The sequence below is a fragment of the Acutalibacter muris genome, from assembly GCF_002201475.1.
Classification (GTDB): Bacteria; Bacillota; Clostridia; order Oscillospirales; family Acutalibacteraceae; genus Acutalibacter; species Acutalibacter muris.
Genome location: NZ_CP021422.1, coordinates 2,597,109 through 2,612,389, shown reverse-complemented (window position 1 = coordinate 2,612,389; position 15,281 = coordinate 2,597,109). Strand labels below are relative to the sequence as shown.

Here is a 15,281-nt window from a genome sequence, read left to right as displayed (position 1 = left end):
AAGACATTATAAGAAGGAAGGCGAAGAAGGGTTACCCTTCAACGCCTGAAATTTTGGACTAAGCTTTGTCTGCTCCCGCGATGTACGCTCTGATAAGCGCTTTAATTTCCTCAGTGGTATAGTGGTCTTTGTCCGAGGTGGTGTCGAGGATGTTAAACAGGTCATAGGCCATGGACTTCTTTATTTCTGTGGACTCTCTGTCAGTAGGCATATGTCTGCCCTCCTTTCTTTTTCTACACTTATTTTACCAACGCCACAGGGATTTGTCAAGCCGCCAGAGCGCGGAACATTAAAAAAGTGAAAATTACCCCTTGCGCTCCGGCGGCTTTTCCTGTACAATATATAAGATTGAATAGGTCAAAAGAAAGGGACGTGTTGCGTATGGAGCGTATAGGCGAAAAAGCGTATCTGGTGCTGGAAAACGGCCGGGTCTTCCAGGGGCGAAGGTTCGGGGCCCCGGGGGAGCTTATGGCGGAGGTGGTTTTCACCACCGGCATGGGCGGGTATCTTGAGACCATAACCGACCCCAGCTATTGGGGGCAGATAGTGGTTCAGACCTTCCCCCTTATTGGCAATTACGGTGTGATACCCGCCGACTTTGAGAGCGGCGTGGTGGGCCCCCGGGGATATATCGTTAAAGCTTGGTGCCAAGCTCCTTCTAACTTCCGTTCAGAGGGCAGCCTTGACGCCTTTTTTAAAGACCGGGGACTTTGCGCCCTGGAGGGCATAGACACCCGGACCCTCACAAAGATAATACGGGAGAAGGGGGTCATGAACGGCATGATAACCTCGGACCCTGATAAGGCCGATATCGGGGCCATAAGGGCCTATAAGGTGCAGGGCGTGGTGCGGGAGGTTTCCACCAAAGAGCCCTATGCAATGGGCAGTTCTGACGCGAGGCTCCATATAGCCCTGATGGACTACGGCATGAAGAAAAGCATAGGGGAGTGCCTTGTGAAGCGCGGGGCGAAGGTCACGGTATGCCCATGTACCACCACCGCCCGGGAGCTCTCTGATATGGGCGTAGACGGCATAATGCTCTCAAACGGCCCCGGGGACCCGGCGGAGAACGTGGAGCTTATAGAGAACCTTAAAGAGATATACAAGCTGGGCAAGCCCATGTTCGGCATATGTTTAGGACACCAGCTGCTGGCCCTGGCCCACGGTGCCCGGACCGAGAAGCTCAAGTACGGACATAGGGGCGAGAACCAGCCGGTGAAGGACCTGGAGACCGGCCGGGTGTACATCACCAGCCAGAACCACGGCTATGCCGTTGTGGGCGGCAGCATACCGGCTGAAAAGGGCCGGGAGCTCTATGTGAACGTGAACGACGGCACCTGCGAGGGTGTGCGGTACACCGACTGCAACGCCTTTACCACCCAGTTTCATCCGGAGGCCTGCGCGGGGCCCCTGGACACGGAGTGGCTGTTTGACAGGTTCTTTAGTATGATAGGAGGGTCATCTGTATGCCGCTGAATAAAGACATCAAGAAAGTTTTAGTCATAGGCTCCGGCCCCATAGTCATAGGCCAGGCCGCAGAGTTCGACTACGCCGGGACCCAGGCCTGCCGGGCCCTTCGGGAGGACGGCATAGAGATAGTGCTGGTGAACTCTAACCCGGCCACCATCATGACCGACCAGGCCATGGCCGACCGCATATATATCGAGCCGCTTAATCTTACCACCGTCAAGCGCATCATCGAGAAGGAGAGGCCTGACAGCATACTCTCCGGCTTCGGCGGACAGACGGGGCTGACCCTCTCCATGCAGCTTGCCAAAGAGGGCTTTTTGGATAAGCACAACGTGCGGCTGCTGGGCGCGGGCCCGGAGACCATAGACAAGGCCGAGGACAGGCAGCTCTTCAAGGACGCCATGGAACGCATCGGCCAGCCCTGTGTGCCCTCAAAGGTGGTGACCACCGTGGAGGACGCGGAGGCCTTTGCCGGTGAGATAGGCTACCCGGTGATAATCCGGCCGGCCTTCACCCTGGGCGGCACCGGCGGCGGCATAGTAAACGACCCCCATGAACTTAGGGAGATAACCGCCAACGGCCTGGCCCTGTCGCCCATCACCCAGGTGCTGGTGGAAAAAAGCATTGCCGGGTGGAAGGAGATAGAGTTCGAGGTCATGCGGGACGGCGCGGGCAACGCCATCACCATCTGCTCCATGGAGAACCTGGACCCGGTGGGGGTGCACACCGGCGACTCCATAGTCATCGCCCCGGCGGTGACCCTCTCGGACAAGGAGTACCAGATGCTGCGCACGGCGGCTTTGGATATAGTAAACGAGCTGGGAGTAGAGGGCGGCTGCAACTGCCAGTTTGCCCTGCATCCCACCAGCTTCGAGTACGCCGTCATAGAGGTGAACCCCCGGGTCAGCCGCTCCTCGGCCCTGGCCTCAAAGGCCACGGGCTATCCCATAGCGAAGGTTGCCACCAAGATAGCCATCGGCTACAGGCTGGACGAGATAAAGAACGCGGTCACCGGCGTGACCTACGCGGCCTTTGAGCCCACCATAGACTATGTGGCGGTGAAGTTCCCCAAGTGGCCCTTTGACAAGTTCGTGTACGCCAAGCGGGACCTGGGCACCCAGATGAAGGCCACCGGCGAGGTTATGAGCATTGCCGACAGCTTCGAGATGGCCCTGATGAAGGCCGTGCGCGGGGCGGAGATAGGGCTTGACACCCTGAATATGAAGAAGTTTGCGGACGAGGACGAGAACACCCTTCTGCGCATAGCTGAGCACGCCACCGACGAGAGGCTGTTCGCCGTGTATGAGCTCCTAAAGCGCGGGAAGACCGTGGACGAGCTCTATGAACTGACCATGATAGACCGGTGGTTCCTCTCGAAGCTTATGAACCTGCTGGACTACGAGCGGGAGCTTATGAAAGGCCAGCTTACCGAGGAACTCTACACCAGGGGCAAGCGGCGGGGATACCCGGACGCGGCCATAGCAAGGCTCTCGGGCTGCAAGGTGGACTATAAGCGCCAGACCACCTTCAAGATGGTGGACACCTGCGCGGGAGAGTTCGCCGCCCATACCCCCTACTTTTACGCTACCTATGACACCCCGGAAAGCGGCGGGGAGGACGAGGCCGCGGAGTTTATCCGTGATAAAGGGGACAAACAGACCATTATGGTGCTGGGCTCCGGGCCCATACGCATAGGCCAGGGCATTGAGTTCGACTACGCCAGCGTACACTGCGTTATGGCCCTGCAAAAGCTGGGCTATCAGGTGGTGATAGTCAACAATAACCCCGAGACCGTCTCCACTGACTTCGACACCGGCGACAGGCTGTACTTCGAGCCCCTGTCCCCCGAGGACGTGATGGACATTATAAATATCGAGAAGCCCCTCGGCGTGGTGGTGGCCTTCGGCGGGCAGACGGCCATAAAGCTTACAAAGACCCTGGCGGCAAACAATATACCCATTCTGGGCTCCTCTGCCGACACCATAGACATGGCCGAGGACAGGGAGCGTTTTGACGAATTGCTGGAGCGCTCGGGCATAAAGCGCCCCAGGGGTTCCACGGTGATGACCGCCGGGGAGGCGTTGGAGGCGGCGGAGCAGCTGGGCTATCCCGTGCTTATGCGGCCCTCCTACGTGCTGGGCGGACAGAACATGATAATCGCCACCTGCCCGGAGGACATTGAGGAGTATATGCGGATAATCCTCTCCACCAAGCAGGACAACCCGGTGCTTATCGACAAGTACCTCTCGGGCATGGAGATAGAGGTGGACGCCATCTGCGACGGCGAGGAGATACTGATCCCCGGCATCATGGAGCACGTGGAGCGCACAGGAATACACTCCGGCGACAGTATAGCCGTATACCCGGCCTCGGACATTGACGACGGCATGAGCGCGAAGATAGTGGCCACCACCGAGACCCTCTGCCGGGAGCTCCACGGCATAGGGCTTATAAACCTACAGTATATCATAATGGACGGCGAGATATATGTGATAGAGGTGAACCCCCGGGCCTCCCGGACGGTGCCCTATATCAGCAAGGTCACCGGCGTGCCCATGTGCGACCTGGCAACTAAGGTGAGCCTTGGGTATAAGCTCCGGGACCTGGGCTTCGGCACAGGGCTCTATAAGCCCTCGCCCTACGTAGCGGTGAAGGTGCCGGTGTTCTCCTTCGAGAAGCTGGCGGACGTGGACACCCACCTGGGGCCGGAGATGAAGTCCACCGGCGAGGTATTGGGCATCGGCACAAGCCTTGAGGAGGCCCTCTATAAGGGGCTGGTGGCCTCGGGCCACAATATGCACAAGGGCGGCGGCGTATTTATAACCGTCCGGGACCAGGACAAGTCGGAGATTGCCGAGATAGCAAAGAAATTCGACCGGCTGGGCTTCAAGCTCTACGCCACGGGGGGCACGGCCCTGGTGCTCTTTAAGGCCGGGCTTAACGTGATGGTGGTGGACAAGATACACGAGAACTCCGGCCACAACACCATCACCCTTCTGGAGAGCGGGCAGGTGAACTATGTCATCTCCACCTCTGCCAAGGGCCGCAACCCCGCCCGGGACAGCGTGAAGATACGGCGCAAGGCAAGCCTTCTGGGCATACCCTGCCTTACGGCCATAGACACGGCCAACGCCCTGGCGGACTCCCTTATGAGCCGGTACACCCCCGAGAACATCGAGCTGGTGGATATCAACGACCTTAAAGAGGAGAAGCAGAGGATAAGGTTTACGAAGATGTCCGCCTGCTCCAACGACTATGTATATGTGAACTGCTTTGACCCAAAGAACCGGGTGTCCTCGCCCGAGTCCCTGGCGGTGAGCCTTTCGGACAGGCATAACGGCGTGGGCGGTGACGGCGTGATACTCATCGGCCCCTCGGACTGTGCCGACGCGAAGATGACCATGTTCAACCGGGACGGCAGCGAAGGCTGGATGTGCGGCAACGGCATAAGGTGCGTCGCCAAGTACCTGTTCGATAACGGCATAGTCAGGGGCACTCCCGCGGGCGTGGGCCGGGCGGTTATGCGTATCGAGGCCAAAAGCGGCGTTAAGGAGTGCACAGTCATTACAAAGAACGGCCTGTGCCATCAGGTGGCGGTGGACATGGGAAGGGTCAGCCTGGAGCCCGAAACAGTGCCTGTGAAGCTCCCGGGCGGGCCGGTGATAGGCCGCCGGGTGGAGCTTGCCGGGGAGCAGAGGGAGATAACCTGCTGTTCCTTGGGCAACCCCCATGTTACCCTGTTTGTGTCCTCGGTGGACAAGGTGGACGTGGAGAAGCTGGGCTCAGTGATTGAGCGCGACCCCCTGTTCCCCCAGCGGGTGAACGTGGGCTTTGTAGAGGTCATAGACAGCCGCACCCTAAAGGCACGAATCTGGGAGCGTGGCAGCGGGGAGACCATGGCCTGCGGCACGGGCACCTGCGCGGCGGTGGTGGCCGCTGCCCTGAACGGCTTCTGTCCCAAGGGACAGGATATCCGGGTGCTCTTAAAGGGCGGCGAGCTTAAAATAAACTACACCGACGAAAGGGTCATAATGACCGGCGAGGCCGTAAAAATTTTTGACGGCGAGGTGGAGGTTTAAAATACCCCGGGATTTTTTGCGACTTTAATAGTAGGAGCTGCAATACTATCTTAAAAGGAGCGATAAATATGAAGAAATTTACAGCTGTTGTACTGCTTATGGCGGCCCTGCTGCTGACGCTGCCGGGGTGCCTGCCGGTGGACGGCGAGCCGGAGACCGGCGGGGCCGGGAGGGCGGGAGAGGTCAGCCGGGCGGCGGAGCGGGACGTGGAGCCCTATGAGCCCGAAACGATAGAGGGTTGGGGGGATGGGGTCAACTCCTTTGCCGCCTACGCTGGGAACAAGGGCCTGCTGGAGAACCTGCAGTTCGAGCTGGACTTGGTGGAGAGCGGAGCTCATCTTGCCGGGAGCGAACTCTGGTGGATAAATGACGAGGCTGTGACCGGGCTCTACGGCGAGGACACCATCGCCGACGGCGTGTGTCATGAGGGGGTCTTCCGCTTCACGTTCCAAAGCCCCCAGGAGGACAGCGAGCTGGCAAGGCTGGCGGGGCTTTCTGAGGAGGAGCTGAGGCTCTGGGCCCGGGAGTGGAATTGGCTGAACTACGGCTACTTGGTGCGCGGCTGGGAGTTTGCCGCGACCTATAAGCCATTGCCCGAAGGCCAGTGGGTCACCCCAAGCTGGTGGCTTCCCCCTGAGGGGCTTACCGGTAAGGGCGAGGATATTGGTCCTGACGGCCCTTGGCCCGACATAGCCGGGCCCTTCGACGCTGACGGCAACCCCCTTCCCACTCCCGAGCCCACCCCCTTCCCCGAGGACCGTCAGGCTGTAGAGGACTTCAAATTCCCCGGCTGGGAGCCGGCAGAGGGGCACGAGGGCTATGAGATATCCACCGTCCATGCCACCGCTGACGGCAGGCCGCTACAGGTGCGCCTGCGCTGGAAGAACGAGGAGGGCTTCGGGTTCTGGGCACAGCTTCCCGCCCATGCTCTTGACACCTTCTGGGAGCGTGAGGGGGAGTGGTTCGTAAAGGTGACTGTGCCCGAGGGCGGTGAGGACAGCGAGCCGGAGAGCTCCACGTCAAGCACAATTTATTACCATACCGAGGCGGGCACCTTTGAGATGCCGGCGGACGGACCGCTGTTCCCCCGCTGGGAGGACGCGGAGGAGCCGGCAAGCGTTGAGGGCGTTTCGGCAGAGCTTGTGTCCATACAGGACTTTCACATGGACGATTTGGAGCTGAAGGTCTTGAGTGTGAAGGTCTCCGGCGACGGAGAGCTTCCGAACCCGGACCCCGACAATTTGAGGGTCGACTATCTGTACGACGGAGCCTGGCACACGGTGTACCGCCCGGCGGACTTGGAAAACCAAATCCTGGGCGCGGTGGGCATTGGCAGAGAGGACGAGGCAGAGCAGGGGTTTGTCGTGCCCGCGGACGCGCTGTGCAGAGCGGGGCAGTACCGTCTTTGCCATGAGGATTTCGGGGCGTTGGAATTTACAATAGAGTGAGTAAGGAGAAAAAATGAAGCTGCTATTTAAACAAAGAATGTTTTCGTGGCTGGACAGCTATGACATCTACTACGAGGACGGCAGCGTGGCCTATACCGTGAAGGGCCAGCTCAGCTGGGGGCACTGCCTGAAGATATTTGACCCTGAGGGTTATGAGATAGGCACGGTGAAGGAGAAGGTGCTCACATGGATGCCCAGGTTCGAGGTGTACCTGGGGGAGCAGTACATAGGCTCCATAAGCAAGGAATTCACCTTCTTTAAGCCCAAGTACAACATAGATTTCAACGGCTGGCAGATACAGGGCGACTGGACCGAGTGGGACTATACCCTCCTCGGGCCCATGGGCGACGTGCTGGCGGTAATAAGCAAGGAGCTCTGGAACTGGACGGACACGTACACCCTCGACGTCATGAGCCCGGACGACGCGCTCTACGCGCTGATGTTCGTGCTGGCTATTGACGCGGAGAAGTGCTCAAGAGATTGAGGTGCTTTGCACCTCAACTCTGTGTAACAGAGCATAGAATTGGAGGTAAATTATGGGGACCCTGAAATTCACGAAAATGCACGGCTGCGGCAACGACTATGTGTACTTTGACTGCTTCAGCCAGAATATAGAAGACCCCGAGACCCTCTCCATACGCCTTTCCGACAGGCATAAGGGGGTGGGCGGCGACGGCATCATAATGGTCTGCCCCTCGGACATTGCCGACGGAAGGATGCGCATTTTCAACGCCGACGGCAGTGAAGCCATGATGTGCGGCAACGGTATACGTTGCGTGGCGAAGTTCCTGTACGACACTGGACTTGCCCATAAGAAGCATTTGGAGATAGACACGTTGAGCGGCGTGAAATATTGTGATATAATAGAGAAGAACGGCGAAGCTGTGGCTGTGACTGTTGACATGGGCCGGGCGGAGCTTGTGCCGGGGAGGATACCTGTCAGCCTGCCCGGAGAGCGGATAGTCGGGGAGACGGTGTCCGTGGCCGGGGGCGAGTATGAGGTCACCTGTGTGTCCATGGGCAACCCCCACTGCGTACTGTTCGGCGGCGACCCCATGGAGCTGGACCTGGAAACTGTTGGCCCCAGGTTCGAGAAGGACCCCATATTCCCCCAGGGGGTGAACACGGAGTTTATAGAGGTCATAGACAGCCACACTCTTAAAATGCGGGTCTGGGAGCGGGGCAGCGGGGAGACCATGGCCTGCGGCACCGGGGCCTGCGCGGCGGCGGTGGCGGCGTGCCTTAACGGATACTGTAAAATGGGTGAGGATATCACCGTACATCTGCGGGGCGGGGACCTGGTGATAAACTATACCGACGAGCGGGTGCGCATGACCGGCGAGGCCGTGAAGGTGTTCGACGGCGAAATAGAAGTCTGAGCGAAGCGAAGGGAAAAATGTTTCGATGACTTCACTTTGTGAAGTCCGCCTTTTCAAAGGCGGCAGGGTTTGGGACAGAGTCCCAAGGTCTTAAAAAGGAGAGGATTAACATGGCAAAGTACATATTTGTAACCGGCGGCGTGGTCTCCGGCCTTGGCAAGGGCATAACGGCGGCGTCCTTGGGCCGCCTGTTGAAATCCCGGGGTCTGAAGGTGGCCGCCCAGAAGCTGGACCCATACATCAACGTGGACCCGGGCACCATGAGCCCCTATCAGCACGGCGAGGTGTATGTCACCGAGGACGGCCTTGAGACGGACCTGGACCTGGGCCACTATGAGCGGTTCATCGACGAGGACCTCAACAAGTTCTCCAACCTTACCACCGGCAAGGTGTACTGGAACGTGCTGAATAAGGAGCGCCGGGGGGAGTACCTGGGGGAGACCATCCAGGTGATACCTCATATCACCTCGGAGATAAAGAGCTTTATCTACAGCGTGGGCAGCAAGAACAACGCCGACATAGTGATAACGGAAATAGGCGGCACGGCGGGAGACATCGAGAGCCAGCCCTTTTTAGAGGCCATCCGGCAGGTCAGCCAGGAGGTGGGGCCGGAGAACTCCCTGTTCATACATGTGACCCTGGTGCCCTACCTGAAGGGCTCCGGGGAGCATAAGTCGAAGCCCACCCAGCACTCCGTCAAGGAGCTCCAGGGCATGGGCATAAAGCCGAACATAATAGTCCTGCGCACGGACGTGCCCATAGACGACCACAGTATATTCGAGAAGATAGCCATGTTCTGCAACGTGCGTTCGGACTGCGTTATCGAGAACCTGACCATACCCGTGCTCTATGAAGCGCCCATAATGCTGGAAAAGAGCAAATTCTCCGACATAGTCTGCCGTGAGCTGAACCTTACCACCCCAGAGCCCAACATGAGCGAGTGGCTGGGTATGGTGGAAAAGATACGCGGCCGCAAGCGCACCGTGCGCATAGCCCTTGTGGGCAAGTACGTGAAGCTCCACGACGCGTACCTCTCCGTCATGGAGGCCCTGGCCCACGCGGGCTATGACCACAGCGCCAGGGTGGACATCGACTGGGTGGACTCCGAGACCCTGGACGAGGAGAACGTGGCCACCCGCCTGGGGGACTGCCACGGTATAATTATCCCCGGGGGCTTTGGTAGCCGGGGCATTGAGGGCATGGTGCTGGCGGCAAAGTTTGCCCGGGAGCGGGACATACCATATCTCGGCATATGCCTGGGTATGCAGGTGGCGGTGATAGAGTTCTGCCGGAACGTCTGCGGCATAGCGGGCGCAAATTCCGGCGAGTTCGACGAGTACGGTCTTAACAAGGTCATAGACTTCATGCCCGACCAGAACGCCGACATAAATAAGGGCGGCACCCTGCGCCTGGGCAGCTACCCCTGTGAGATAAAGCCCGGCACAAAAATGGCACAGTGCTACGGCAAAGAGCTTATAGACGAGCGGCACCGCCACCGCTATGAGTTCAACAACGAGTTCCGGGAGACCGTCGAGCAGAACGGCATGAAGATAAGCGGCACCTCTCCTGACGGCCGCTTGGTGGAGTCTGTGGAGCTGCCGGACAAGCGCTTCTTCGTGGCGGGTCAGTTCCATCCGGAGTTCAAGAGCAGACCCAACCGGGCCCACCCGCTTTTCAAGGGCTTTATCGGCGCGGCAGTAGAATATTCTGAGGAAAAGGCTTGACAACAGAAGGGCTTTCTGCTATACTTTTGTGATTTATCAAGAAATATAGCAGGAGGTACATATTATGACAGGACTAAAGCGCGGCACAGTGAGCCTTAGCCACCACGATCCCGCATGGGCAGATTGGGCACAGGAGACCATCCGGGTGCTCTGGGAGGTCTTCGGGGACAGCGCCGAGGATATTCAGCACATCGGCAGCACGGCCATTAACGGCATTAAAGCAAAGCCGATTATTGACATTGCCGTGGGCGTTGAAAGCATGGAGGGTCTGCCGCTGGGGCGGCTTACAGAGCGGGGCTTTCAGGAGCGCCACAACCGTTTTTCAAGCAACCTGCTCTACGTGCTGGAGACCGAGGAGCTGGTGCGCACGCACCAGGTGCATATATTGGAGTATGACAGCCTACAGTGGCACAACTATGTGGACCTGCGGGACTATATGAACGCCTTTCCCGAAAAGGCCAGGGAGTATGAAGCGCTGAAAATCAGGCTTCAAAAAGAGTGTAATAACGTGCAGACGGCCTATACCGACGGCAAGCAGGGCTATATGGAGCACACGCTTGCCGAAGCGAGGGCATACGCGGCCGGGAAAGAGCAAGACTGAGGGCATTATAACAGAAAGGATCGATACAGAGTGAAGCTAAACGGCAATTTTCAGAATTTAGAGCAGAGCTACTTGTTCGTAACCATCGCAAAGAAGGTCAACGAGTTCACCGAAAAGCACCCGGATAACCAGCTTATCCGTATGGGCATCGGCGACGTGACCCTGCCCCTTGCCCCGGTGGTGATAGAGGCCATGCACAAAGCCACCGACGAGATGGCCAAGAAGGAGACCTTCCGGGGCTATTCCCCGGACAGCAACGGCTACCCCTTCCTGCGTGAAGCTATCGCGGGCTACTACCAGAGTCTCGGCGTGGACGTGGAGGCCGAGGAGATATTTGTGGGCGACGGGGCCAAGTCCGACGTGGGCAATATCGTGGATATTTTCGACGACGCCAACACCGTCCTGGTCCCGGACCCGGTGTACCCGGTGTATGTGGACACCAACATCATGTCCGGCAGGGAAATTGTCTACGCCGACGCCAACATGGAAAATGGCTTCCTGCCCATGCCCAAGGCGGACCACCCCGCCGACATCATATACATTTGCTCACCCAATAACCCCACCGGCGCTGTGTATAATAGAGAGCAGCTTCAGGCCTGGGTGGACTACGCCCTGGACCAGAAGGCCGTGATACTCTTTGACTCGGCCTATGAGAGCTTCGTGTCTCCCGGCCTGCCCAGGAGCATCTTCGAGATACCCGGCGCGGAGAAATGCGCCATAGAGTTCTGCTCCCTGTCAAAGACAGCGGGCTTTACAGGTATGCGCTGCGGCTACACGGTGATAAAGAAGGAGCTCTGCTTCGACGGCGTGTCCGTGGCCGCCCTCTGGCAGCGCCGCCAGGGCAGCAAGTTCAACGGCGTGAACTATATCACCCAGCGGGCAGCCGAAGCCGTGTTCACTCCCGAGGGCATTAAACAGACCCGGGACGCCGTGGCCTACTATAAGCGCAACGCCGGGGTGATGGTGGACGCTCTCAGGGAGCTGGGCTACTGGTTCACCGGCGGCGAGAACTCCCCCTACGTATGGTTCAAGTGCCCGGACAATATGGGCGGCTGGGAGTATTTTGACTATCTTCTCAACGAAAAGCAGATAGTGGGCACCCCCGGCGAGGGCTTCGGTAAGAACGGCGCGGGGTGTATGAGGCTGTCGGCCTTTGGGGACGCGGAGAAGACGAAGGAAGCCATGGAGCGCATAAAGAAGGGGTAAAGCTTATGGAGACATGGGAGAAAATGTACCAGGCGGCAAAAGCCGTGCAGAACGACAGGAGGATATCGGAATACATAGAGGCTGGCGGAGTCGCCGCCGCGGTGCTTTCGGGTTCCGGGAAGATATATACCGGGGTCTGCATAGACACCTGCTCGACCCTTGGCATCTGCGCCGAGCGCAACGCCATCTTCAACATGATAACCTGTGGTGAGCAGGAGATAAAGCGGGTCATTGCCATCATGCCCGACGGAAAGTCAGGCGCTCCCTGCGGCGCGTGTCGGGAGCTGATGGTGCAGCTTATGCCGGAGGGCTACAAGAATATAGAGATACTCATGGACTATGAGAGCAAGAGGGTCGTGACCTTGGGGGAGCTCACCCCGGAGTGGTGGATATGATATGCCGGGGATATAAAACGCCTTTGGCCGGGGCCCGGTTGATGGGAGAGATAGGCAAAACTGGCTATAAGGAAGTTTCTTGATTTTGCACATGAAAAAGCGGTAAGGCTAAAAAAACATAGAAAGTCGGTGATTTTATGACCCTAGGCAAGTACATACTGGCCATAGACCAGGGCACCACCAGTACCCGCGCCATACTTTTCGACGCGCTGGGCGGCATAGCCGCCGTGGCCCAGCAGGAGTTCCCCCAGATATACCCCCAGCCCGGCTACGTGGAGCACGACGCGGTGAAGATACTCCAGACGGTGATATATGTCTGCCGGGCGGCGGTGGCGAAGGCCGGAGTCTCCGCCGAAGACGTGGCGGCCATAAGCATCACGAACCAGAGGGAGACCACCGTGGCCTGGGACAGCCAAACCGGCATACCCGTCTGCAACGCCATCGTCTGGCAGTGCCGCCGCACCGCCCCGGAGTGCGAACGCCTTGCCGCCGACGGCATGGGGGAGTACATCAAGAGCACCACCGGCCTGCTTATCGACCCCTACTTCTCCGGCACAAAGATGAAGTGGATATTGGACAATGTCCCCGCCGCCCGGGAGCTGGCCGGCAAGGGCCGCCTGCGGCTGGGTACCATCGACAGCTGGCTGGTGTTCTCCCTCACCGAGGGCAGGTCCTTTGTGACGGACATCTCCAACGCCTCACGCACTATGCTCATGGACATAAACAAGCACTGCTGGGACGGGGCCTTGCTCAAGAAGCTGGGGATCCCCGAGAGCGCACTGCCCAGGATAGTGGAGTGCGGCGGGGACATCGGCATATGCAGCAAGACCCTTTTGGGCCGGGAGATACCCATCGCGGGCATGGCCGGGGATCAGCACGCGGCTCTCTTTGGCCAGTGCTGCTTTGAGAAGGGCATGGCGAAGAACACCTACGGCACAGGCTGCTTTGTGCTGATGAACACCGGGGAGGAGCCGGTGCAGTCGAAGGACCTGCTGACCACGGTGGCCTGGAAGCTGAACGGAAAGACGGTGTACGCCCTGGAGGGCAGCGCCTTTAACGCGGGCTCTGCCCTCCAGTGGCTTAGGGACGAGCTGAAAATAATAGAGACCCCCCAGGAGGCCGACCGGCTGGCGGAGTCCGTGGAGGACAGCGGCGGGGTCAGCTTTGTCCCGGCCTTTACAGGGCTGGGCGCCCCCTACTGGGATATGTACGCAAGAGGGGCCCTTCTGGGCATAACCCGGGGCACCCAGCGGGCTCATGTGTGCCGGGCGGTGCTGGAGAGCATAGCCCACGAGAGCTACGACCTGATACACGTCATGGAACAGGAGGCCGGGGTGAACCTTTTAGAGCTCCGTGTGGACGGCGGGGCTTCAAGGAGCCGTTTCCTTATGCAGTACCAGGCCGACGTGTCCGACCGGCACGTAAAGCGGCCGGTGTGCCTTGAGACCACGGCCCTGGGCTCGGCCATGCTGGCGGGGCTCTCCGTGGGGCTCTGGGACAGCCAGGAGGAGCTGACAGAGCTCTGGCGGGAGGAGCAGACCTTTACCCCAAGCTGCACCCCCGAGCTGCGGGAGCGGAACCTGGCCCGCTGGCACAGGGCCGTGGAGCGCAGCCGGGGCTGGGCGGAAATATAAAAAGTAAAGGTCCGGGAGAGCCCCGGGCCTTTACTTTTTCGTCTGGTTAAATTTAGTCGTCCGTACCGGCCACGTTCACGCCGTTAATGCGCAATCCGTAGGGCCCGGAGTAATCCGCCGCCTCATACCTGTCGCTGGAGAACTGCAGGTTACCCTGGGTCTCCAGCAGGCTGCCGTTAATAGAGCCGCCGGTAACCGGCGTAACGCTGTCCCCATCTATCAGGTACGCCAGCCGTATCTCCCCGCCGAAATGCCCGCTCATGGCGTCCATGTCAAAGTTGGAGAAGGTCACCGCCCAAAGGCAGGGTCCCTTTTTCAGCTCCTCAAAGCTCTTGCCGGTGTTTTCACAGCGCAGCTTTCTGTACATACCGGTGGGCTTTATGCCAAGATAGCGGCAGAAGCGGTTGTTGCCGTGGAGGGCCTGCAATTTCCCCTCCCGCAAAAGCGGCAGGTCCTCCATGGGTATGCCCTCCTCGCTGTAGGGCTCCGTGGCGCATAGGTCGATGTCCAGCTTCGCCCCGGGGATATCCTCTCCCTGGACGCTGTCGCCCACCTGCCAGGTGGAATATTTGGGGTAGATCATATGGGCTGAGGAGCGGCTGTCATAATAGGACAGCACACTGGCCACCGCGTCCCCGCTGAGCACCACGTCGTATTTGCCGCTCTTGAGTATCCGCTTGGCCCTGGCCCGGTCCCTCACGAAGGAGAGGGCCTCATGGACCTTTTTCATAAGAGCCTCTGCGTCAAGGCTGTTATAGGAGAAGGTGTTGTGTATCTCCACGTCCTCGGGCTCCCTGCACTGGACCACGAACTCGCCGCTCACCTTGGCGTCCGTATAGGACACGTCCGTGCCCTCAGAGGACAGTATACGCCTCCTCCGGCGCACGAGAAATATCTCCGCGGAGTTGATAAAAGCGTCGCTCTGGCCGTCGGCGGCGAACAGGGCCTTTGCCATCTTCCCGGCGCTCTCCATGAGAGGGGACTCGCAGAGCTCCCCGGTCTGCTCCTTTATGGGGGCCTTAAGGGGGTCCGGCAGCTCATAGGTGGGGTTGGCGGCGAACTGGGCGGCATAGTAGGCGTTTTTCAGCTCCTCCCGAAGCTGCCCGTCGCTCATGGACTCCAGCAGCGTGACGCTTGTGAAGCCCCTGAGAGACGCGCCGTCCCTTTTCACGTCCCTGAACACCGTCACCTGGAACTTGCGCACGTCCTTAAAGCGCCGGGTGTCCAGCTGTTTCTTCACAAAGAACAGCTCCGCTGTCTCCTCGGTATTGTCGTTGATGCGCCATAGATTTATCCCGCAGTCGGAAAGGGCGCTCTTTATTCTATCAATCATGCTTTTCTACCT

Annotated in this window: 12 protein-coding genes; 10 read left to right on the top strand and 2 right to left on the bottom strand. The window is 58.9% G+C overall.

Features of this window, described 5'->3' with window-relative positions; translation table 11 throughout:
• Positions 1-58: 58 nt before the first annotated feature.
• A complete protein-coding gene (locus tag ADH66_RS20130; protein ID WP_157130680.1) occupies positions 59-211 on the bottom strand; it encodes a hypothetical protein in 153 nt (50 codons plus the stop codon).
• Between the two features lie 170 nt (positions 212-381).
• Between ADH66_RS20130 and ADH66_RS13250 the strand changes: the two genes are divergently transcribed.
• The 10 genes from ADH66_RS13250 (at position 382) to glpK (ending at position 13,936) form a co-directional block, all read left to right on the top strand.
• A complete protein-coding gene (locus ADH66_RS13250; RefSeq protein WP_066539759.1) occupies positions 382-1,476 on the top strand; it encodes a carbamoyl phosphate synthase small subunit in 1,095 nt (364 codons plus the stop codon).
• Entirely contained in the window at positions 1,467-5,549 is a 4,083-nt protein-coding gene (gene carB, locus ADH66_RS13245) for a carbamoyl-phosphate synthase large subunit (RefSeq protein WP_084384475.1), read from the top strand. Before ADH66_RS13250 ends, carB begins: the two co-directional genes overlap by 10 nt.
• 68 nt (positions 5,550-5,617) lie before the next feature.
• Positions 5,618-6,997 (top strand): hypothetical protein, encoded by a 1,380-nt coding sequence (locus ADH66_RS13240; RefSeq protein ID WP_066539762.1) that lies wholly within the window; start codon positions 5,618-5,620, stop codon positions 6,995-6,997.
• Positions 6,998-7,010: 13 nt separating this feature from the next.
• Positions 7,011-7,481: an LURP-one-related/scramblase family protein gene (locus ADH66_RS13235; protein WP_066539765.1), complete on the top strand. Its 471-nt coding sequence runs from the start codon at positions 7,011-7,013 to the stop codon at positions 7,479-7,481.
• 52 nt (positions 7,482-7,533) lie between these two features.
• The gene (gene dapF / locus ADH66_RS13230; protein ID WP_066539767.1) at positions 7,534-8,376 is read left to right on the top strand and encodes a diaminopimelate epimerase; all 843 of its coding nucleotides are present in this window, start codon (positions 7,534-7,536) and stop codon (positions 8,374-8,376) included.
• A 110-nt stretch (positions 8,377-8,486) separates the two neighbouring features.
• Complete coding sequence (locus tag ADH66_RS13225; protein WP_066539768.1) at positions 8,487-10,100, top strand: CTP synthase; 1,614 nt, start codon at positions 8,487-8,489, stop codon at positions 10,098-10,100.
• Positions 10,101-10,164: 64 nt separating this feature from the next.
• Positions 10,165-10,701 carry a GrpB family protein gene (locus ADH66_RS13220; protein ID WP_066539770.1) on the top strand — a complete coding sequence of 179 codons (537 nt, stop codon included), beginning with the start codon at positions 10,165-10,167 and terminating at the stop codon, positions 10,699-10,701.
• A 30-nt stretch (positions 10,702-10,731) separates the two neighbouring features.
• Positions 10,732-11,907 carry an LL-diaminopimelate aminotransferase gene (locus ADH66_RS13215; RefSeq protein WP_066539773.1) on the top strand — a complete coding sequence of 392 codons (1,176 nt, stop codon included), beginning with the start codon at positions 10,732-10,734 and terminating at the stop codon, positions 11,905-11,907.
• Positions 11,908-11,912: 5 nt separating this feature from the next.
• On the top strand, positions 11,913-12,302 hold the full coding sequence (locus tag ADH66_RS13210; RefSeq protein WP_066539776.1) for a cytidine deaminase family protein: 390 nt from the start codon (positions 11,913-11,915) through the stop codon (positions 12,300-12,302).
• Between the two features lie 137 nt (positions 12,303-12,439).
• On the top strand, positions 12,440-13,936 hold the full coding sequence (glpK, locus tag ADH66_RS13205) for a glycerol kinase GlpK (protein WP_066539779.1): 1,497 nt from the start codon (positions 12,440-12,442) through the stop codon (positions 13,934-13,936).
• Positions 13,937-13,988: 52 nt separating this feature from the next.
• On the opposite strand, the gene ADH66_RS13200 is transcribed toward glpK, so the two are convergent.
• The gene (locus tag ADH66_RS13200) at positions 13,989-15,269 is read right to left on the bottom strand and encodes a metallopeptidase TldD-related protein (protein WP_066539782.1); all 1,281 of its coding nucleotides are present in this window, start codon (positions 15,267-15,269) and stop codon (positions 13,989-13,991) included.
• Positions 15,270-15,281: the final 12 nt, after the last annotated feature.

Coding starts and splice junctions, on each gene's coding strand:
- ADH66_RS20130 (WP_157130680.1), bottom strand. CDS start 211: ATGCCTACTGACAGAGAGTCCACAGAAATAAAGAAGTCCATGGCCTAT.
- ADH66_RS13250 (WP_066539759.1), top strand. CDS start 382: ATGGAGCGTATAGGCGAAAAAGCGTATCTGGTGCTGGAAAACGGCCGG.
- carB (WP_084384475.1), top strand. CDS start 1,467: ATGCCGCTGAATAAAGACATCAAGAAAGTTTTAGTCATAGGCTCCGGC.
- ADH66_RS13240 (WP_066539762.1), top strand. CDS start 5,618: ATGAAGAAATTTACAGCTGTTGTACTGCTTATGGCGGCCCTGCTGCTG.
- ADH66_RS13235 (WP_066539765.1), top strand. CDS start 7,011: ATGAAGCTGCTATTTAAACAAAGAATGTTTTCGTGGCTGGACAGCTAT.
- dapF (WP_066539767.1), top strand. CDS start 7,534: ATGGGGACCCTGAAATTCACGAAAATGCACGGCTGCGGCAACGACTAT.
- ADH66_RS13225 (WP_066539768.1), top strand. CDS start 8,487: ATGGCAAAGTACATATTTGTAACCGGCGGCGTGGTCTCCGGCCTTGGC.
- ADH66_RS13220 (WP_066539770.1), top strand. CDS start 10,165: ATGACAGGACTAAAGCGCGGCACAGTGAGCCTTAGCCACCACGATCCC.
- ADH66_RS13210 (WP_066539776.1), top strand. CDS start 11,913: ATGGAGACATGGGAGAAAATGTACCAGGCGGCAAAAGCCGTGCAGAAC.
- glpK (WP_066539779.1), top strand. CDS start 12,440: ATGACCCTAGGCAAGTACATACTGGCCATAGACCAGGGCACCACCAGT.
- ADH66_RS13200 (WP_066539782.1), bottom strand. CDS start 15,269: ATGATTGATAGAATAAAGAGCGCCCTTTCCGACTGCGGGATAAATCTA.